Annotated in this window: 19 protein-coding genes; 6 read left to right on the forward strand and 13 right to left on the reverse strand. The window is 64.4% G+C overall.

What is annotated here, in order from left to right:
- Positions 1-64: 64 nt before the first annotated feature.
- Positions 65-613: a dTDP-4-dehydrorhamnose 3,5-epimerase family protein gene (locus tag LKE06_RS07825; protein WP_227999328.1), complete on the reverse strand. Its 549-nt coding sequence runs from the start codon at positions 611-613 to the stop codon at positions 65-67.
- 2 nt (positions 614-615) lie between these two features.
- Positions 616-1,488 (reverse strand): glucose-1-phosphate thymidylyltransferase RfbA, encoded by an 873-nt coding sequence (gene rfbA / locus LKE06_RS07830; protein ID WP_227997950.1) that lies wholly within the window; start codon positions 1,486-1,488, stop codon positions 616-618.
- A 183-nt stretch (positions 1,489-1,671) separates the two neighbouring features.
- Here rfbA and LKE06_RS07835 point away from each other — a divergent pair, with 183 nt between their 5' ends.
- Entirely contained in the window at positions 1,672-2,664 is a 993-nt protein-coding gene (locus LKE06_RS07835) for an alpha/beta hydrolase (protein WP_227997951.1), read from the forward strand.
- 182 nt (positions 2,665-2,846) lie between these two features.
- Entirely contained in the window at positions 2,847-3,098 is a 252-nt protein-coding gene (locus LKE06_RS07840) for a hypothetical protein (RefSeq protein ID WP_227997952.1), read from the forward strand.
- A gap of 80 nt (positions 3,099-3,178) precedes the next feature.
- On the opposite strand, the gene LKE06_RS07845 is transcribed toward LKE06_RS07840, so the two are convergent.
- Positions 3,179-3,904 (reverse strand): DUF8020 domain-containing protein, encoded by a 726-nt coding sequence (locus LKE06_RS07845; protein ID WP_227997953.1) that lies wholly within the window; start codon positions 3,902-3,904, stop codon positions 3,179-3,181.
- 174 nt (positions 3,905-4,078) lie between these two features.
- Positions 4,079-4,798, reverse strand: coding sequence for a DUF8020 domain-containing protein (locus tag LKE06_RS07850; protein WP_227997954.1), 720 nt, complete (start codon positions 4,796-4,798; stop codon positions 4,079-4,081).
- A 305-nt stretch (positions 4,799-5,103) separates the two neighbouring features.
- On the opposite strand from LKE06_RS07850, the gene rfbB reads away from it, so the two are divergent.
- Positions 5,104-6,117, forward strand: coding sequence for a dTDP-glucose 4,6-dehydratase (gene rfbB / locus LKE06_RS07855; protein WP_227997955.1), 1,014 nt, complete (start codon positions 5,104-5,106; stop codon positions 6,115-6,117).
- A gap of 332 nt (positions 6,118-6,449) precedes the next feature.
- Here the strand turns inward: rfbB and LKE06_RS07860 are convergent, their stop codons facing one another.
- Entirely contained in the window at positions 6,450-8,078 is a 1,629-nt protein-coding gene (locus LKE06_RS07860) for a DUF2142 domain-containing protein (RefSeq protein ID WP_227997956.1), read from the reverse strand.
- On the reverse strand, positions 8,075-9,079 hold the full coding sequence (locus tag LKE06_RS07865; RefSeq protein WP_227997957.1) for a glycosyltransferase: 1,005 nt from the start codon (positions 9,077-9,079) through the stop codon (positions 8,075-8,077). Before LKE06_RS07865 ends, LKE06_RS07860 begins: the two co-directional genes overlap by 4 nt.
- A 119-nt stretch (positions 9,080-9,198) precedes the next feature.
- On the opposite strand from LKE06_RS07865, the gene LKE06_RS07870 reads away from it, so the two are divergent.
- Complete coding sequence (locus LKE06_RS07870; RefSeq protein ID WP_227997958.1) at positions 9,199-9,753, forward strand: GtrA family protein; 555 nt, start codon at positions 9,199-9,201, stop codon at positions 9,751-9,753.
- Positions 9,754-9,945: 192 nt separating this feature from the next.
- Entirely contained in the window at positions 9,946-11,847 is a 1,902-nt protein-coding gene (locus LKE06_RS07875) for a glycosyltransferase (protein ID WP_227997959.1), read from the forward strand.
- Positions 11,848-11,908: 61 nt separating this feature from the next.
- Here the strand turns inward: LKE06_RS07875 and LKE06_RS07880 are convergent, their stop codons facing one another.
- The 4 genes from LKE06_RS07880 to LKE06_RS07895 all read right to left on the reverse strand — a co-directional run bounded on the left by LKE06_RS07880 (position 11,909) and on the right by LKE06_RS07895 (position 15,513).
- Positions 11,909-12,427, reverse strand: a complete 519-nt coding sequence (locus LKE06_RS07880; RefSeq protein ID WP_227997960.1) for an O-acetyl-ADP-ribose deacetylase — start codon at positions 12,425-12,427, stop codon at positions 11,909-11,911.
- A 62-nt stretch (positions 12,428-12,489) separates the two neighbouring features.
- Positions 12,490-13,341, reverse strand: a complete 852-nt coding sequence (locus LKE06_RS07885; protein ID WP_227997961.1) for an SDR family oxidoreductase — start codon at positions 13,339-13,341, stop codon at positions 12,490-12,492.
- Positions 13,342-13,478: 137 nt separating this feature from the next.
- Positions 13,479-14,063: a hypothetical protein gene (locus LKE06_RS07890; RefSeq protein WP_227997962.1), complete on the reverse strand. Its 585-nt coding sequence runs from the start codon at positions 14,061-14,063 to the stop codon at positions 13,479-13,481.
- 253 nt (positions 14,064-14,316) lie between these two features.
- Entirely contained in the window at positions 14,317-15,513 is a 1,197-nt protein-coding gene (locus tag LKE06_RS07895) for a DUF418 domain-containing protein (RefSeq protein WP_227997963.1), read from the reverse strand.
- A gap of 115 nt (positions 15,514-15,628) precedes the next feature.
- Here LKE06_RS07895 and LKE06_RS07900 point away from each other — a divergent pair, with 115 nt between their 5' ends.
- The gene (locus LKE06_RS07900) at positions 15,629-16,354 is read left to right on the forward strand and encodes a TetR/AcrR family transcriptional regulator (protein WP_227997964.1); all 726 of its coding nucleotides are present in this window, start codon (positions 15,629-15,631) and stop codon (positions 16,352-16,354) included.
- Here LKE06_RS07900 and glfT1 read toward each other — a convergent pair.
- Genes glfT1 through wzm form a run of 3 tightly spaced genes read right to left on the reverse strand, consistent with a single transcriptional unit; the run spans position 16,351 to position 19,091 of the window.
- The gene (gene glfT1, locus LKE06_RS07905; RefSeq protein WP_227997965.1) at positions 16,351-17,376 is read right to left on the reverse strand and encodes a galactofuranosyltransferase GlfT1; all 1,026 of its coding nucleotides are present in this window, start codon (positions 17,374-17,376) and stop codon (positions 16,351-16,353) included. The genes LKE06_RS07900 and glfT1 overlap by 4 nt on opposite strands.
- Positions 17,373-18,212 (reverse strand): galactan export ABC transporter ATP-binding subunit Wzt/RfbE, encoded by an 840-nt coding sequence (gene wzt, locus LKE06_RS07910; RefSeq protein WP_227997966.1) that lies wholly within the window; start codon positions 18,210-18,212, stop codon positions 17,373-17,375. The genes glfT1 and wzt overlap by 4 nt, the downstream gene beginning before the upstream one ends.
- Before the next feature lie 12 nt (positions 18,213-18,224).
- Positions 18,225-19,091: a galactan export ABC transporter permease subunit Wzm/RfbD gene (wzm, locus tag LKE06_RS07915; protein WP_227999329.1), complete on the reverse strand. Its 867-nt coding sequence runs from the start codon at positions 19,089-19,091 to the stop codon at positions 18,225-18,227.
- Positions 19,092-19,150: the final 59 nt, after the last annotated feature.

The raw sequence follows: 19,150 nt of genomic DNA on the forward strand, positions 1-19,150 counted from the left end.
GCCTTCGCATATATTTCGGCCGCTGACGGCCCGGTCATATGGCTTCGGTCCGATATGCCGCCCGCTAGGAAAATGCCGGGGCCGCGGTGTCCTTGGCTGAGCGTACGAAGCGCAGCGGACTGCCGTCGCGACCGGCGGTCGGCCACTCGATCCCCAGTCGCGCATCGAAAGCGTCGATGTCCCTGTCGAATTCGGGGGTGTACTCGAGCGAGCAGAGGTAGGTGACCGTCGAGCGGTCTTCCAGAGAGAGGATCGCGTGGCCGAGCCCCTCGGCGAGAAAAACCGCGCGGCGGTTCACATCGTCGAGCACCACGCTGTCCCAGCGGCCATAGGTGGGGGAGCCGGGGCGCAGATCGACAACCACGTCGAAGAATGCGCCGCGCACGCAGGATACGTATTTCGCCTGGCCGGGTGGGTCTTCGGTGTAATGAATACCGCGCAGCACGCCCGCGGCCGAGACCGAGCAATTGACCTGACGCAGATCGAACCGACGACCGGTCGCCTTCTCGAATTCGGACGCCTTGAATGATTCGAGGAACAAACCGCGCGCGTCGCCGACCTGGCGTGGAGTGATCACCCAGGCGCCGGGCACGGCGAGCTCACGGAACTCCATGGTCACTGGCCCCAGCCCCGTGCGAGCAGGTCGAGCAGGTAGTTTCCATAACCGGAGCGGACCAGCGGTTCGGCCAGTGCGCACAGTTGCTCGTCATCGATGAAGCCCATGCGCCACGCGACCTCTTCCGGCACACCGATTTTCAGGCCCTGCCGTTGCTCGATGGTGCGCACATAATTGGCCGCGTCCAGCAGCGAATCGAAGGTGCCGGTGTCCAACCACGCCGTGCCGCGCGCCAATACGTCGACCCGCAGCCGGTCCTGTTCCAGGTACGCCAGATTGATGTCGGTGATCTCGTATTCGCCACGCGCGGAAGGTCGTAGCGTGCTCGCGATGTCGACTACGTCGTTGTCATAGAAATACAACCCGGGGATCGCGTAATTGGAGCGTGGCGATTTCGGCTTCTCCTCGATGGATACCGCACGCCCGTCGGTGAATTCGACGACTCCGTAGGCGGTGGGGTCCGACACCCAGTACGCGAAGACCGCGCCGCCGTCGATCCCGGAAAATCGGTTCAGGCTGGTGCCGAGGCTCGGCCCGTGGAAGATGTTGTCGCCGAGCACCAATGCCACACTCTCGGTGCCGATATGGTCGGCGCCGAGCACGAACGCCTTGGCCAGCCCGTCGGGCTCCGGCTGCACGACATAGCTGATCGACAGGCCGAACCGGCTGCCATCGCCGAGTAACCGGGTGAATGCTTCGGCGTCCTCCGGAGTGGTGATCACCAGGATGTCCCTGATGCCCGCGAGCATAAGTGTGGACAGTGGGTAGTAGACCATCGGCTTGTCGTAGACCGGGACCAGCTGCTTGCTAACCCCGCGCGTGATCGGGTGCAGCCGCGAACCGGTGCCGCCCGCCAAAATGATTCCGCGCATGCCGAGGAGTCTGCCAGTGCGGCCGGTCTCGGAGTCGGGGAGGTTCCGACTCGCCCACAAATTGATTACAAACGTTTGGTGACCGGGCGTGGTGGACGATTGTTGTGTGAGATGTCAGCGTCGACAACTTGCCGATGGAACCTCCGGCTTGGGGCGGCGCGCCAGTTGTGAGGTAGGTACGCGATGGTTGCGATCGAAGTCGGCGATTCCGGTGTGGTGATGAACCCGGACAGGCCGAGTGGAGCCTCGCGGATCTTGCTGGCGACCTGCCTCGGCGTGGTGCGGCCTGCGTTGCGCGTCGCGCCGATCACCAGGGCCACCATTCCCATCGGCGCTGTCGCCATCGACACCCTGGCCAGGCTGCGGCCGCTGCCGCGCGGTATCGATCGTGAACAGGTCGCACTGAATGGATTCGGCCTGGAGATCCTCCGGCCTGCGGGCGGTTCCCGGGCGCTGCGGCACGGTGCAGTGCTGTACATGCACGGCGGCGGCTTCGCCATCTGTGGGCTGCGCACCCACCGGCCGATCGCGGCCAGCCTGGCCAGGCGAACCGGGTTGCCGGTGGTGAATGTGGACTACCGGCAGTTACCCGCGCAGAGCATTACGCAATCGGTCGAGGATTGCCTGGCCGCCTACCGCTGGCTGCTTCGGCACGGAGCCGATCCGGCGCGCATCGTGTTCGCGGGCGACTCGGCGGGTGGCTACCTGAGCTTCGCGACCGCTTTGCGGGCGATCGAACTCGGGCTGCCCAGCCCGGCGGGGCTGATCGGATTGAGCCCACTGCTCGACCTGGACTATCGCGCCAAGCAGGACTACGTCAATGCGGCGCGTGATCCTTATATACCGATATCCGCGCTGCGTTCGCTGGTGCGGATCGGCACGGAGGCCGATCACAGACTCGATCCGATGCTGTCACCGGTCAATGGGGCGCTCGCGAGTCTGCCGCCGGTGCTGCTGATCGCCGCCGAGGACGAGGTGCTGCGCTACGACTGCGAATTGATGGCGCGACGGCTCACCGCGGCGGGCGTACCGAACGCGCTGGAGCTGTGGCGCGGCCAAGTACACGCGTTCATGAGCATCTTCCCCAACCTCCCCGAGGGCAGAGCGGCGCTGGCGCGGGTCTCCCGTTTCGTCCGCGCCCGCCTCGAGCAACAGGAGCAGGCTCGGACGGCTTGACCAGGATCGGCCGGACGAGTCGAACCTCCCGGATCTCCGGCGTGGGGTTCGGTGCTTGCGGGGCTTTTCGGTGTTGCGTTGACGTCGGCGAGAACATTTAGCGTCGGGTATTTGGTGCACGTCGCGTGCGGACCGGTCTGCGATGAGTTTTGCGCCGGTAGGCGCGGATTCGAGGAATGCTCATGAGATTCGCGATCAGTTACCGCACACCGTTCAACGGCACCGATCCAGACCGGCTCGCGGAATTCGCCGCGCATTTCGAGCGCTGTGGTTTCGAGGGTTTGTACGTGCGGGACCACATCGCGTTGTATCCCGTGCGAGTTACGGCGCCGGTGAATTGCCGCCGACGTATTTCGACCCGATCGACTGCGCTGGTCTCGTCGCCGCGTGCACGCGGCGGATTCTGCTCGGTACGGGGTACTGCCTGGATTTGATCGAGGCGCTGTCTGCCGCGCTTACGAACCGCAACGAACCCCGCCCCGGCTGCGCGGGGCGGGGTTCGTGCTTACCGGATTTACTTGGCCGGAGCGGGAGCGGGAGCGGGAGCGACGAACGGCTGGTTGATGGTGGCGAAGTACTGGATCGCCGCGCCGATCGCGACCGGGGCGGTGACCAACAGCTGGCCCGCGATGGTACCGAGGGCACCGATCGCGACAATGCCGCCGAGGCAGCCGATGGCTGCGGCGGGGATGAACGGGCCGAACATGCCGATAATGGTGGCCGCCGCGACGGTCGCGCCGGCGATGCCGCCGAGGACGCAGCCGACGGCGCCGCCGGCGATGCCGCCGACCAGGGTGCCGATGGTGGCGCCCGCGCTGATCGTGCTGGTCAGCCGGCTCCAGGCCGCCTGCTCACGGTCGTATTCGGTCTTCCAGGGTGCCTTGTCCTCGTAGGGGAGGGCGACCGGCTTGTAGACCGCCTTCGCCGGGTCGAGTTGCGGGGTCAGGGTGGCGGTGCGGTCCGCGATATCCGCGGCGATCGGGAATTCGAATTCGTCCACGCGGAACGACAGCGGAGTGCCCGCCAGCACGGCGCCATTGGCGGCCTTGATCTTGAAAACGCCGTCCTCGACGACCATCGAGCCGGCGTCGGTCTTGACGACCGTCGATGCGTCGGTGGATTCGGCGGTGAAGTTGACCGGTGCCTCATCGGCGGCGGGAGCGGCGTTGACGGTGCCTGCGGCGATACCCATCGAGGCAATCAACATGGCTGATGTGGCGGCAAATCTCTTGAAACGCATAGCTTTCTTGTTCCCTCATCAGGTGTGGACTATATATTATCGATTGGAACCATAGCTCGCAAACCTTCAGTGATCTAGCCCTTGAAACAAAACCCTGCCCGGTCGGCAGCCGGGCAGGGTTCCGGGCTCACAATTCAGTTATGCGAGTTCAGTTGTGTGCGAAGCGTTTTCGTCCTACTTGGCAGGAGCAGGGGCGGGGGCGACGAACGGCTGGTTGATGGTGGTGAAGTACTGGATCGCCGCGCCGATCGCGACCGGGGCGGTGACCAGCAGTTGGCCCGCGATGGTGCCGAGGGCACCGATCGCGATGATGCCGCCGACGCAGCCGATGGCTGCGGCGGGGATGAACGGGCCGAACAGGCCGATAATGGTGGCCGAGGCGACCGTCGCGCCCGCGATGCCGCCGAGGACGCAGCCGACGGCGCCGCCGCCGATGCCGCCGACCAGGGTGCCGATGGTGGCGCCCATGGCGATGGTGTCCTTCATGCGGTTGAAGGCGGCCTGCTCACGGTCGTATTCGGTCTTCCAGGGTGCCTTGTCCTCGTAGGGGAGGGCGACCGGCTTGTAGACCGCCTTCGCCGGGTCGAGTTGCGGGGTCAGGGTGGCGGTGCGGTCCGCGATATCCGCGGCGATCGGGAATTCGAATTCATCCACGCGGAACGACAGCGGGGTACCCGCGATTACATTGCCGTTGGCGGCCTTGATCTTCAGAGCGTTATCCTCGACAACCAGCGAACCGGAGTCGATATTGATGATCGAATGAGTGTCTGTGGAGTTCGCGGTGAAGTTGACCGGCGCGTCGTCGACCGCGGGTGCGGCATTGGCGGTTCCGGCGGTGACACCGATCGCGGCGATCAGCAGCGCCGACGTGGCGGCGAATTTCCTCATCAGCATTTTGTTTGAACCTCGATGTGAAGCGTTCGGAGGGGACTAGACGATCGAAATCTAGAGCAGCTAACGAGCGGTGAACCCCTTGTGACCGTTTATTCAAATTTTGTTCACCATCGCGACTTACGGCGCGGTTGGGTCACGGAAATGAAGGTGCCGACGAGGGTTTTTGCCGGAAAACCGAACCGGTCGCCTTTGAATGAATTCAAAATTTGAGACGAATATCACAGAGTAAGACTCTGGAACCCGTTTACCGACCCGCGGGGAGGCTCGGCCATCGGGAGAGCCTTCGATGGACGTACTGTCGTGGGGTGCGATTGCTCGTAACCGGCGGTGCCGGATTCATCGGTGCGAACTTTGTCCAGCAGACCGTGCTCGAGCACCCCGACGTCACGGTAACGGTCCTGGACGCGCTTACCTATGCCGGCAATCGGGCCTCGCTCGATCCGGTGGCCGGTCGGGTCAACTTCGTGCATGGAGACATCGCCGATCTCGATTTGGTCGACGAGCTCGTCAGCGGTGTCGACGCCGTCGTCCATTTCGCCGCTGAATCGCATAACGACAACTCTCTGGCCGACCCGTGGCCGTTCGTGCAGACCAATATTGTCGGGACCTTCTCGTTGTTGCAAGCGGTGCGCCGCCACGAGGTGCGCTTTCACCATGTCTCCACCGACGAGGTGTACGGAGATCTGGAACCCGACGACGCCGCGTTCGACGAGACCACCGCGTACAACCCGTCGAGCCCCTACTCCGCGACCAAGGCTTCCAGCGATCTGTTGGTGCGGGCCTGGACCCGTTCGTTCGGCGTCCGCGCGACAATCTCCAACTGCAGCAACAACTATGGGCCATACCAGCATGTGGAGAAGTTCATTCCGCGCCAGATCACCAACCTGATCGGCGGAGTGCGACCGCGACTGTACGGCGCTGGACATCAGGTGCGGGACTGGATCCACGTCGACGACCACAACCGGGCGGTGTGGGCCATCCTCGAGCGCGGCCGGATCGGCCAGACCTATCTGATCGGCGCCGACGGGGAACTCGACAACAAGTCGGTGGTGCGGATGATCCTCGAGGCATTCGACCTCGACCCGGACGGATTCGATCACGTCACCGATCGGGCCGGTCACGACCAGCGCTACGCGATCGACGCGACCCTGCTGCGCACCGAACTCGGCTGGACTCCGCGCTACCGCGACTTCCGTACCGGACTGGCAGCGACCATCCAGTGGTACCGCGACAACGAACCATGGTGGCGCCCGTACAAGGCGTCGGCCGAGCGCGCCTATGCCGCCGCGGGCGAAACCGAGATCAACCCCGTGCTCTGATCGAAACCCGAACCCGCCCAGCGTGATTGCCGGGCGGTTCGGGGTTATTCGGTTTTCGAATGGCCCTCGGTTACTTTGGCGGACGCTTCGAGCGGCTGGTTGATGGTGGCGAAGTGCTGGATCGCCGCGCTCGATGCACTTCGTTCGGAGTGGACTCCGTAATGGAAATCGAGGTCAGCTAATTTGCGGTGAATCACGTATCGTTGTTATCGATTTTGCGTTCACCTGGCGGACCGGATGATCTGTTAATCGGTTGGAAACTATTGCCCGCCAGTGATTTTCATGCTCGATATCAATTAGGTGAGCATTCGGCAAACCATCGATTGTTGTCGTCAGCCCCAAACGATGGAGTAGTACTTCCACAGCGCGGCGATGAGCGCGATCGCAGCGGCCGCGATGACCGTAATCGCCGGGCCCCGCGTCGGGATGACACCATCGGAGTTGGTGAGCCGCAATGGCATCCAGCGCAACAGCACCGCCACCGCGACGATCGCCAGCGGCACGAAATAACGGCCCTGCACGCCATCGATGATGTAGTAGCCGACCGGCGTGAACGACATGTACAGCGTCACGTAGATCATTGCGACACTGGCTAATACGGTGAGCGCGACGATCACGGTGCGCCACGTTGTCGCGGTGTTCTTGTTCATCCGATCCGCGATCCCGGTGCTCACCGCGAAGGCGAGGAGGCAGGCCAGCATGGAAAACGCGGGAACATCGACATAGCTGAAGCCGAGCTCGCCGAAGAACTGGCTGAACCACCGCTCGTCGCGCAGCGCGATGCTCTCGCCGAAGACATTCACGAAATGCAGGGGGTCGGTGATGATTCCGTGCAGCTGATCGCTGGGCCGCACCGAATTCCACTGCGCGGGCGGGCGCATCAGGCCCATGCCGTCGCCGGTCGGTGCCGCGACCTTCATCCAGGCCGCGAAGGACGCCAAACCGGCGGCCGCGAATCCCCACGGGATCCAGCGCCGCCAGCCGACCGATCCGCCGTTCGCCGCGGCACCGGTGAACCCGAGCCGATGTGCGGGGACCACCACGACAAGCATCGCAAGCAGCACGTAGGTCGGCTTGCTGATCGGTAACAGGATGGTCGACGCCAGCAGCGCGGCCGTTTCCAGCCGCCCCAGCCCTTCGCCGAGGAACAACGCCTTGACCAGCAGCGCGGACACCAGTATCGCGAGCGCGTTGGTCATGGTGTCGGCGGTGACAGTGCCGGCCTGGAACACCGCGATAGGCAGCACCGCAACCGTGAACGCCAGCCACTGCACCCGATGCGCGCGCAGCGCGTACAAGCCGAAGCCGACGACGAGTAGATAGCCGGCCAGCCCGGCCAGCCGGGTCAGTGTGATCGTGCCCACGACATCAAGGCCGAGCAGGTCGGCCGCCCGAATGCCGATGGCGGCGGGGACATACGGCACCGGCGAGTACGCGGCGGTATTGGTGAACCAGACCGGTTCGGTGGCCGCGGAAACCTCGGCGCTGCCCAGCCGGTCGTAACCAGCGGGATCGTCGACCATGGCGCCCGGCTCTTCCGGGTTGGTGGTGTAGTCGTGCAGGGCGTAGCCCATCATCGCGGTGATGCTGACGGGTACGTCACCGCCGTAGGAGATCCCCCGATCGTCGGCGATCCGTTCGGGCAGGAACCCGCCGTGGGCGACCTGATAGGCACGGCCGAACTGGGTGATTTCGTCATGGCCCCAGAATGGTGGCGTGACGACGGCGAACAGCGCCCCGAAGAGGGTCGCGATAATGGTGAACGCCACCGTCGCGGCGCCGAAGCGGGTCACGATGCGTTGGGTCAGGCGTCGGACCCAGCCTGCTCTAGTTGTCGAATCGGAGTCGGAGTCGGTCGAGCCGTGCGAATTCGCCCGTGCGGCAGCGTTGCCGGAATCGGCGGTCGTGCCCGCAGTGGGATCCGGCGCGTCGGTGGCGGTCCGGTCGGCGGAAGTGGTCACCGCTCGGCACCGTCGGCGCGCTCGTCAGCGCCACGGCGACCGCGGGCGATCGCAGGCGAATCGTCGGCGCCGACGGCCGAGTAGCGCAGGTAGACCAGGCGGGATGCCTCATGCCTCGACCGGCGGATACCGTCCAGGATCAGGCCCGCGGTCCACGCGAGGCTGCCGAGCAGCAGCAGGGTGAAGGCGAGGAACAGAGTGGGGAAGCGTGGCACCTCGCCGGTTTTATAGAACTCGACGATTATCGGTATCGTCAGCACGATCGAGATCAACCAGCTCAGCGTGCCGAACACGCCGTAGAAGGCGACCGGCCGCTCATGTCTGGCCAGGCCGATGATCAGTGCCAGGATCTTGAATCCGTCGTGATAGGTGCGCAGCTTGCTTTCGCTGCCCGTCGGACGATCACGGAAACCGACCGGAACCGCGGTCCGAGGTACCCGCAGATGCAGCGAATGCACCGTCAGCTCGGTCTCGATCTCGAACTCCCGTGATACCGCGGGGAAGCTCTTCACGAACCGGCGCGAGAACACTCGGAAGCCGCTGAGCATATCTTCGACGTTCTCACCGAACACCTTGCCGACAACGCCGTTGAGCACCCGGTTACCGGTTTCGTGGCCGGCGCGATAGGCCGAGGCGCCATCGGATTCCTGCCTGCGGACGCCGAGCACATGGTCGTAGGGGCCCTCCAGCAGCGTCTTGATCATCAGCGGCGCTGCCGACGCCTCGTAGGTGTCGTCGCCATCGATCATCAAATAGACATCGGCCTCGATGTCGGCGAAGGCCCGGCGCACCACGTTGCCCTTGCCCTTGGTGTGTTCGTGGCGCACGATCGCACCGGCGGCGCGGGCGCATTCGGCCGTCTTATCGGTGCTCAGGTTGTCGTAGACATAGACGACAATTCCCGGCACGGCAGCCTGCAGGTCGGCGACGACCTTGGCCACCGAGGCCTCTTCGTTGTGGCAAGGCACCACGGCGGCAATTCGAAGCTCGGCGGAGTCCACCCGGGTCAATCCTCGATGTCGGCGGTGTGAATGGGAACACCGGGAGGGTACAGGGCTGTGAGCCGCCGCGCGTAGTCGGCAAGGATCCGTGTGCCGACCTTCTGAGGTAGGTTCGCTCCGTGTCCTACCCCGAGCAGCCGGTGTCATTGCCCGAGCGGACCGGCTCTGCGCAGTCCCCGCCGACCGGCGAGCGGCCTGCCGCGAAACTGATTGCCGCGCTGCGGCGCGGTGGGGCGTTTCTGGTTGTCGGCGCGATCGGCTTCCTCGTCGACGCGGGCACTTACAACCTGCTGGTGTTCTGGGGTGGCGAGGGTGTGCTCTACCACTCCCCGCTGATCGCCAAGATCATCGCGATTGCCGTCGCCACGGTGGTGACCTACTTCGGCAACAAGTGGTGGACCTTCGCGCACAAGAAGACCGATAACCCGGGACGCGAATATCTGCTCTATGCCGTCTTCAATGTGGTCGCGATCGGCCTGCAACTGGGTTGCCTCGGGTTCTCCCGGTATGTGCTCGACCTGTCTACCCCGCTGTCGGACAATATCTCCGGCACTCTGATCGGGCAGATCGTCGCGGTGGTCTTCCGATATTGGGCCTATGACAAATTCGTCTTCGTGGGTGGTGACGCGGCGAAAGACCACAGTTCGGCGAACGACGAGCAACAAAAACGATAGCGGCACCCGCTTGCTGAAAAGGCATGCGCCGAGGCCGGTTGATATCCTCGGGCCGCCGCGTACGGCTTCCAGGGGTGTGTCTGCCCCGTCGGCATATGGCGGCGCGAGCGACGCGACCGGAGGCGGTAGCTTGCGTGACCACGGAGGTCGCCGGGAGCGCCGCCAATCGATACTGAGGATTTCGAGGATTTCATGGATCAGTCGGCTATCCAAGCCGTTACCGAAACGAACGACAGCTCCTCGGCCGGTGCGGCGCCCGCTTCGCTGCGCGCCGACCATCGCGCGCCGGACCGGTTGCTGCTGCAGCGCGGCATCTTTACCGGGCCGTCGGCGAAGGTGAGTGACGAGCTGTATGCCGTCGTCAAGGGCCGGGCGCATAGGGAGCGACTGGAACTGCGACTCGATAAGGGTGCGACAGCGCACACCAACACCTACTTCGGTCGGTTCGCCGCCAGCTACTGGCAGCGCTGGACCACCGTCACCGAGGTGCGGGCGACGATGGTGCTCGACGTGACCAAATCCGCGTGTGTGCGGGTGGTCGCCTCCGATATCGCCGGACACCGCAGGATCATCCAGACCGCCGAGATCACCACGAGCGGTCCGCTGACCCTCTCCGCGCCGCTGGATCAGTACGTCGACGGCGGCGCGCTGTGGCTGGAATTCGACGCCGTCGGTGGTGAGCTCTCCATCACCGAACTCACCTGGACCTCGGTGGCACCCGATCACGTACGCCCGGTCGCGATCGCGATCTGCACCTTCAATCGGGCCGAGGACTGTGCCAATACGGTCGCCGCCCTGGCCTCCGACGAGACGGTGCTCGCCGCCATCGACGCGGTGTATGTGGTGGATCAGGGCACCGATCTGGTGGAGAACCGCCCGGTATATCAGGACACGTTGCCGACCTTCGGTGACAAGTTGCGCTACATACGGCAGCCGAACCTCGGTGGCGCGGGCGGTTTCACCCGCGGACTGTACGAGGTGTCCGCGGTCAACGAGCATGCCGACGTCATCCTGATGGACGACGACATCCTGTGCGAGCCGGAAACGGTATTACGGCTCAATGCCTTCGCCAATATGACGGTGGAACCGACACTTGTCGGCGCGCAGATGCTGTTCCTGCTCAACCCCGACTACCTGAATGTCGGCGCCGAAGAGGTGCGTCTGCATGAGCTCAAGCATGGCCAGAAAGTGCCGAAGGCGCTGCGCAACACCAGCATGCTCAAGAAGAATCAGGAGCGTCGTGTCGACGCGGGCTACAACGCCTGGTGGACCTGCCTGATCCCGGCCGAGGTGGTCGCGAAGATCGGTTTGCCGGTGCCGATCTTCTTCCAGTGGGACGACGTCGAATACGGCGTTCGCGCGCGCGAGAACGGATTCGTCACGGTCACGCTGCCGAATGCCGCGGTGTGGCACGCCGATTTCTATTGGAAGGATTACGACGACTGGGCGCGCTACTTCAGCACGCGCAATTCGCTGATCGTTGGTTCGATGCACGCCGATCTGGACGGCAAGGCGATCACCCGTCAGCTGTTCCGCAGTATCGCCGAACATCTGGTCGCGATGCAGTACGGCCTGGTGCACACCACGTTGCAGGGTATCGAGGACTTCCTGGAAGGCCCGAAGGTGTTGCGCGACGGCGGTATCGACGCATTGGCCGCCGCCCGCACCAGTCGCGGTGACTACACGGAGACGCTCAAGCATCCGGCCGCGACTCCGCCGGTGCACGGCGCCGATATCCAATTGCGCCGTGCGGGCGGCGAACCGAGCCGGGTGACCCTGGTGCTGGTCAAGCGCGCCATCAACCAGTGGTTCGGTCGCACCCAGCACGGCCTCGTCGGTGTCACCCGTGAAGACGCGCACTGGTGGCATGTCGCGCTATTCGATCATGTCGTGGTGACCGATGCCTCGCAGTCCGGTGTCCGGGTCCGGCAGCGCGACAAGGCAAGGGCGCGGGCACTGCTGCTGCGCACGTTCCGGGTGCTGCGCCGCGTGCGCCGCGAACTGCCCGCCCTGCAGGAGCAATACCGCGCCGCGGTGCCGGAGCTGACCAGCCGCGCCAACTGGGAACGGCTCTACGGCATCAAGCCGAATTAGCCTGCCGCCCAACGACTGACGAGCCGCACCCGCAAATCGTGTGTGTGCGGCTCGTCGCGTGTTACAGCTCGGCGGCGAAGGCCGCGTACGCCCGTTCGTCGAAGAGCACGAATCGAGCCTCCGCGACCGCGGTCTTCGCGTTGCGTACGGTTTCGATCGCGATCCGGGCGCCATCGTCGATCGGCCACCGGTAGACGCCGGTCGAAGTGGCGGGAAAGGCGACGGTGCGCGCACCCAATTCGTCTGCCACCCGGAGGGATTCGCGGTAGCAGGAGACGAGTAGGTCGGAGCGGTCCTCGGTCGGGGACCACACCGGCCCGACCGTGTGGATTACCCAGTCGGCCGTCAGCCTGCCCGCGGTGGTCGCGACGGCCGCGCCGGTCGGCAGTCCACGGCCATAGTGGCCGGCCCGCAAGACGCGGCAGGCGTCGAGGATCGCGGGGCCGCCCGCACGATGTATGGCGCCGTCGACGCCGCCGCCGCCGAGCAGCGATGAATTGGCCGCGTTGACGATGACATCGACCGCCTGTCGGGTGATGTCGCCGCGGACCAGGGTAATGGCGACAGGGTCAACCTGCATACCGGAAGGCTACCTTCGGCCCCGATGCGATGCGGGAGCCTTCCGGTCTTCGGCGGAAACCGTCAGAGGAACAGGTCGATGGTCAGCGGGCCGTCGCCGGGAACCACTCGGTACTTGTCCAGGTCGGTGATGCCGTGGGCGGCCAGTACTTCGTCATCCAGGAAGAAGTTGCCGGTGGTCTGTTTCGCGGGGGAGGTGAGGACCAGGTAGGCGGCGTCGGCGTAGATGTCGGGGGTGCGCGAGGTGGCGACCATTTCCTCGCCGCCGAGCAGGTTCTTCACCGCGGCGGTGGCGATGGTGGTGCGCGGCCACAGTGAGTTGACGCCGATGCCATCGCCTTTGAGTTCTTCCGCCAAACCCAGTGTGGTCAGCGACATTCCGTACTTGGCGATGGTGTAGCCCAGCGAGGCGCCCGCCCATTTCGGATCCAGGTTCAGTGGCGGGGACAGGGTCAGGATGTGCGGATTGCGCCCGGCCGCGGCGGATTCTCGCAGCGCCGGAATGCTCAGTTTCGCGAGCAGGAAACTGCCGCGGCAGTTGATGTCCTGCATGAGGTCGTATTTCTTCATCGAGATGGCGTCGGTGGGGGAAAGGTCGATTGCCGAGGCATTGTTGACCACGATGTCGATGCCGCCGAACCGCTCCACCGTCTGGCGAACGGCCTCGGCAACCGACTCATCGATGCGCACGTCGCCGACGAAGGGCAATACCTGACCGCCTGCGGCCTCGAGCTCCGCCGCCGCGGTGTGGATGGTACCGGGCAGCTTGGGATGTGGCTGATCAGTCTTGGCGATCAGGGTGATGTTCGCGCCGTCGGCCGCGGCGCGCTTGGCGATCTCCAGCCCGATTCCCCGGCTGCCGCCCGACATGATCATCGTTGTGCCCGCGAGCGGCTTCGATCCCGTTTCCGTCATGCCCTGCTCCTGTCGTATGTGCCGCGGGTGGCGTCCCTCGGCATTCCGCACCTCGACACTAAGGTTAGACCACCCTATGCAATCAGTTGCATAGGGTGGTCTAAAGGGCGAGTGGTCCGAGTGCCTCGGATCGCCGGTCAGACCGAACTGGCGGCGATAATGCTCACGAACGACAACAGTACGATCAGTGCGACGAATGCCCAGCTGACGTAGATGAATGCGATGCCGGGCGTCTTCTGCGGAACCATGCCGATGGCTCCATTGAGGAAGAACACCGCTGGCGTGCGGTAGTAGACCTTGGTGCCGGGACCGTCGTTGACCTGAACCGGCATCTGATTCGAGCCCATGTCGAACAGCCACGGTGTGGCCACCCACACCTGGTAGGTGCCCGGCCCGACCGGGATATGGGTCGGACCCCACCTGGTTGCGGGGACCTGCTGACCGTTGATCTTGATCTTGGGTTTGGTCAGCAGCCCGAGTAGGAATGCCATCGGTGTATATGACGAGTCGACGGTGATCCCCGGCGGAACGGGCGCCCCGGGTCGGCCACCGTAGGGTGTCTGCGGCGCGAATTGCGGTGCGGGCCCGCCGAATTGCTGCGGCTGACCGTAGGGCGGAGCCGGTTGCCCATACGGCGGCTGCCCGGTCGGGGGTTGGCCGTACGGCGGTTGCCCGTAGGGAGCCTGTCCGGCCGGCGGTTGCGCCAGATGAGGTTGACTCACCGGCGGTCCCGGAGCGTATTGCGGTGGCGCACCATAGGGTGGCGCACAATAGGGTGGCGCGCCGGGCCCGGCCTGCGATGCGGGCTGACCATATGCCGGTGGCTGTCCAGGCCATTGCCCGGACTGCTGGCCCTGAGGCGGATATCCGCCGGGGTAACTCATCCAACCCTCCAATCAGCGATTAAATGCGTGCCGACCCTACCGTGATTCGGCCGAATCAGCGTCGCGAGCGTCGTTCCTGGTAGAGCTGCCGTTATGGGACGGGAGTTTCGACCGGCGTGCCCCGCCAGGCCGGCCGGCGCCCGATGGTGATCCAGCGCAACACCCACTCGGCAGGCCCATATCGATACCGGCGCAACCAGATTGCGCTCACTACGAGTTGCGCCACGAAAACCGCGAGCGCAAGCAGCATCGTCTCCAGGGGCGATAGGCTCCCCGCCGCGCCGAGTCCGATACCGGTGAAGATCAGCAGCCCGATCGCGGATTGTCCGAGATAGTTGGTGAGTGCGATCCGCCCCGCGGGCGCGAGCGCCGAACGGATCCATGCTGTGCGCGGACTGTGCATCATGCGCAGCAGCGTCGCTATGTAGGCGGCCGCGAGGAACGGAGCGGTCGCGACACTCGCGGCGACGGCGAGCGCATGGCCGGTACCCCCACCGATCGTGAACACCGCGCTGCCCGTCAAACCCACCGGGTAGCCGATCCATTGGATACGCCGCAGGATCGGTTCGTCGCCGCGCACTCGCGCCAGCAGTTGGCCCCGACCCGCGACCAATCCGAGTAGGAACATCGCGAGCGCGGTCGGGCCCTGCAATGTCACTGCCTGCATGACGAGCAGCGGCAGTCCGCTCAGGTTTTCTCCGATGACATCGCCCCAGCCGCCGAGCATCGCCGCGGTCGCCTGCTCGGCATTCGCCCGCGCCACATCGGTCGCGGGCAGTATCGCCGAGGTGTCGAGGAATATCCCGCTCAGCACCAGGCTTGCCAGCACCAGGCCGTATAACGCGGCGGCCACTCGCAACGCCGTGCGGTTGGTAACCGCGCGCATCCAAAACAGCACCAAACATGCCAGTGCGTAGGTCGTCAGCACGTCGCCCGCGTAGAGGAACACAATGTGCAGCACTCCGAGGGTGAACAGTCCGGCGATCCGGCGCAGCATGCGTGGTTCGAAGGCGGCGCCCGCCGCGGCCGCCGACTTCATCTGCAAGGTGAAGCTGTAGCCGAAGAGGAAGGAGAACAGCAGGTAGAACTTCATATCGACGAACAGCAGCGACAGGTCGTGAACGGCATGGTCGAGGGGTGCGGAGTAGGCGGGGTCAGTGACCAGGTTGCCCGGATATCCCGAGGCCATGAAGGTGATGTTGACGACGAAGATCCCCAGCAGCGCGAAGCCGCGCAGGGCATCGACGTCGTGCACCCGAGATCTGGGTGCGACCGGTCGATCGGTCATGAAGGTTGCCATTCTCTGTAGTAGTTAACTATCCAAGAGATACTATCTCAGGGAAACTATATATGCCGATAGTATTCGGCAACACGCTCACGAACCCGAGGAGGTAGGTGCCGCGATGGCGGACGAGGCGGTGCCCGCCGACCTGGGCAGGCTGTGGCGAATCCAGGATCGGGCGCGGTTGGGACGACCGGCGGAACTCGATGTCGAACGGGTCGTGCGCACAGCGGTCGAACTGGCCGACCGAGACGGCCTCGGCGCGGTGACCCTACTCAAAGTCGCGTCGGCACTCGGCTTTACGAAGATGGCGCTGTATCGCCATGTCGGTTCGAAGGACGAACTGTTCGAGCTGATGAACGATCTCGCCCTCGGTCCGGCTCCCGACCTGAGCACCGAGTGGCGCACCGGGCTTCGGCAGTGGGCCCATGCCATGCGGGCGAGCTACCTCGAGCATCCGTGGATACCGCAACTGCCCATCACCGGGCCGCCGCGTGGCCCCAATGGGATCGGCTGGATGGACGCCGCCCTGCGCACCCTCGCGGCGACCGGTCTGGATTGGGCGACGAAGGTCGGCGTTCTGATGCTGCTGAGCGCGCATGTGCGCCAATCGTGTCTTATCACCCAGCAGTTGACCGACGCCAGGCGCGGCACCGGCCTGGACGAGGCGCAGTCCAACCAGATCTACGGCCGGGCATTGGCCGGACTGGTCGATCCGGAGCGCTACCCGGAGGCCGCTAAGCTTTTCGCCGCGCCGCTGTTCCAGTCGGCGACGGACGAACCGGCCGATAGCGATTTCGTCTTCGGCCTGGAGCTGATCCTCAAGGGTGTTGCCGCGGAACTCTAGTCGGGCTTGCCGAATTGTTCGTTACGGCCGAGGCTGCGCAGATGGAACCATTCGCGCAGGCCGGCGGGGTCACGACGGGTGACAAGGAAGAACCAGGAGAAGCGAATCCATTCCTGAGGCAGCAGTTTCCGCATGCCGGGCTGGGCCATCAGATAGCCGCGGTTGCGGTAGGTGAAGTAACGCTTCACCGGATCGTCGGGGTACTGGGTATGCATGCGCCCGCCGAGAATCGGTTTGAATTCCTCGGCACCATTCGGGTGCAGGTAGGCCGTTCGCAGACAGGTGCCGAAAGGCAGCCCGGAGCGGACCAACCGGCGATGCACCTCGACCTCGTCGCCGCGAACGAAAAGACGCAGATCGGGGACGCCGATCACGTCGACCGCCCGTGCGGAGATCAGGGCGCCGTTGAACAGTGAGGCGATACCGGGCAGGAAGTCGTCCTCGCCCGCGGTTTCCGGTGAACTCAGCTCGGAGCGCAGCCGCCGCCACACCAATCCGCGGCGCAGCGGGAACGCGAGTCGGTCGGGTTCATTGATATCGCAGACCACCGGCGAGACCTCGGAAAGTCCGTGCCGGTCCGCGCAATCCACCAGGATAGACAGCACCTCGGGGCCTTCGGGCCTACCGTCATCATCGGCCAGCCAAACCCAATCCGCGCCGAGCGTCAGCGCGTGCAACATACCGAGCGCGAAACCGCCCGCGCCACCGAGATTGTGCGCCGAACCAAGATAGGTCGATTCGATCGGCTGTTCCCGGACCAAATCGGCGACCTCGGCCTCGTTGCCGTTATCGATGACGATCAGATGATCAACCGGCCGTGACTGCGAGGTAACGACTTTCAGCGATTCCGCCAGCAGCTCGCGCCGTTTGTGCGTCACGACAACGGCCACGATGCGGGCGTCGGGACCGGTATTGACGGGCGGGAAATCCGCCGCCGCGTCGGCAGCGGGCGCAGCCGCGTCATCGACCGGGGACGGATCCCCTTCGACGATCGGGGATTGCTGCCCGGTCGGCTCGATCATGCCTCGTTCCGCTCCAATTCTCGTTCGGTGCCAATTGTCCGCTCGGCTTCCATTTCGCGCAGCACGGTGGCGACGTGATTTCCCGCGTCCGGTCCTTCGTAGGCGCGCACCACTTCTTCGATGCTGCCCTGCGAACGGATTTGCCCGTGATCGATCCACATGGCCGTATCGCAGAGTTGTGCGAGGAATTCATTGGAATGGCTGGCGAAAACCAGGATGCCGGATCTGGCCACCAGTGATTGCAATCGGATCCTGGCCTTCTTCATGAATTCGGCGTCGACCGCGCCGATCCCCTCGTCCAGCAGCAGGATCTCCGGGTCGATCGAGGTGACAACACCCATCGCCAGCCGCACCCGCATACCGGTCGAATAGGTGCGCAGCGGCATCGACAGATACTCACCGAGTTCGGTGAAATCGGCGATCTCATCGATCTTCGACAACATCTGTTTGCGGGTCTGCCCGAGGAACAGGCCACGGATGATGATGTTCTCGTAGCCGGAAATTTCCGGGTCCATGCCGACACCGAGATCGAACACCGGTGCCACGCGGCCACGGATCCGCGCGCTGCCGCGCGAGGGCTCGTAGATTCCCGAAAGCAGCCGCAGCAGCGTCGACTTGCCCGCGCCGTTGTGCCCAACGAGGCCGACCTTGTCGCCCTCTTTCAGCGAAAGGGTGATATCGCGCAGCGCCTCGACCACCACCACATCGGACTGATTACGCCCGATCGCGCCACCGGCCTTACCGAGGAATGCCTTCTTCAGCGATCGTGATTTGGCGTCGAAAATTGGGAACTCGACCCACGCCTGGCGGGTCTCGATACTCACATGATCGGTCATCGACCCCGTCTCCTATACCCAGTACGGCACGCGCGAACGGTACTGCTTCATGGCGAAGATTGCCACGATCCAGCCGACCACGGTGATCGCGCCGACGATCACCCAGTGATACAGATGCTGATCGTCGCCGAGTAATGGCGCCCGGATGATCTCCAGGTAGTGGAATGTCGGGACGATTTCGGCCAGTTTCGCTCGCTCGCTCACCTGACCGCCCTGTGCCTCCAGGCTTTTCGTATTCCACATAACCGGCGTCAGCACGAACAGCATCAGTGTGAGGCTGCTGAGGATCGGCGCGATATCGCGGTAGCGGGTGCTGAAGATGCCGAAAACGATCGACACCCACATCGCGTTGAGGAACAGCATGCCGAGCGCGGGGATCGCGAAAATCGCGGTCCAATGTAGTTTCTCCCACACCCCGAAGGCGACGAGCACCACCAGATAAATCAGCAAGTTGTGCGCGAAAAACAGCAACTGTCGCCAGACCAGGCGATAGACGTGCACGCTCAATGCCGAGGGCAGCTGTTTGATCAGCCCCTCGTTGGCGATGAACACCTCGGAGCCCTCGAGAATGCTGGCATTGATGACATTCCACACGATGATGCCGACGGCCACATACGGCAGATAGTCCTTGATCGGCTGACCGAGCAGCGCCGCGTACAACAGGCCGATCGCGCTGGCCTGTACACCGGTCGCGATGGTGATCCAGAACGGTCCGAGTACCGATCGCCGGTAGCGCTGTTTGATGTCCTGCCAGCCGAGCGAGAGCCAGAGCTCGCGCTGCGCGAAGCCGCCGCGGAAGTCCTGGAAGGCCCGCTGGAAGGTTTGCGAATCCGACACGATCGGTGTCTCGACCACGACGGAGGCATCGTCGTCGACCACCGGCCGGTCGTCGGTGGTCGCCGGATTCTCTGACGTCTTGTCCGCTTCGGCGGTCTTTT

Origin of the sequence: Nocardia australiensis (assembly GCF_020733705.1) — a bacterium.
Taxonomy (GTDB): domain Bacteria; phylum Actinomycetota; class Actinomycetes; order Mycobacteriales; family Mycobacteriaceae; genus Nocardia; species Nocardia australiensis.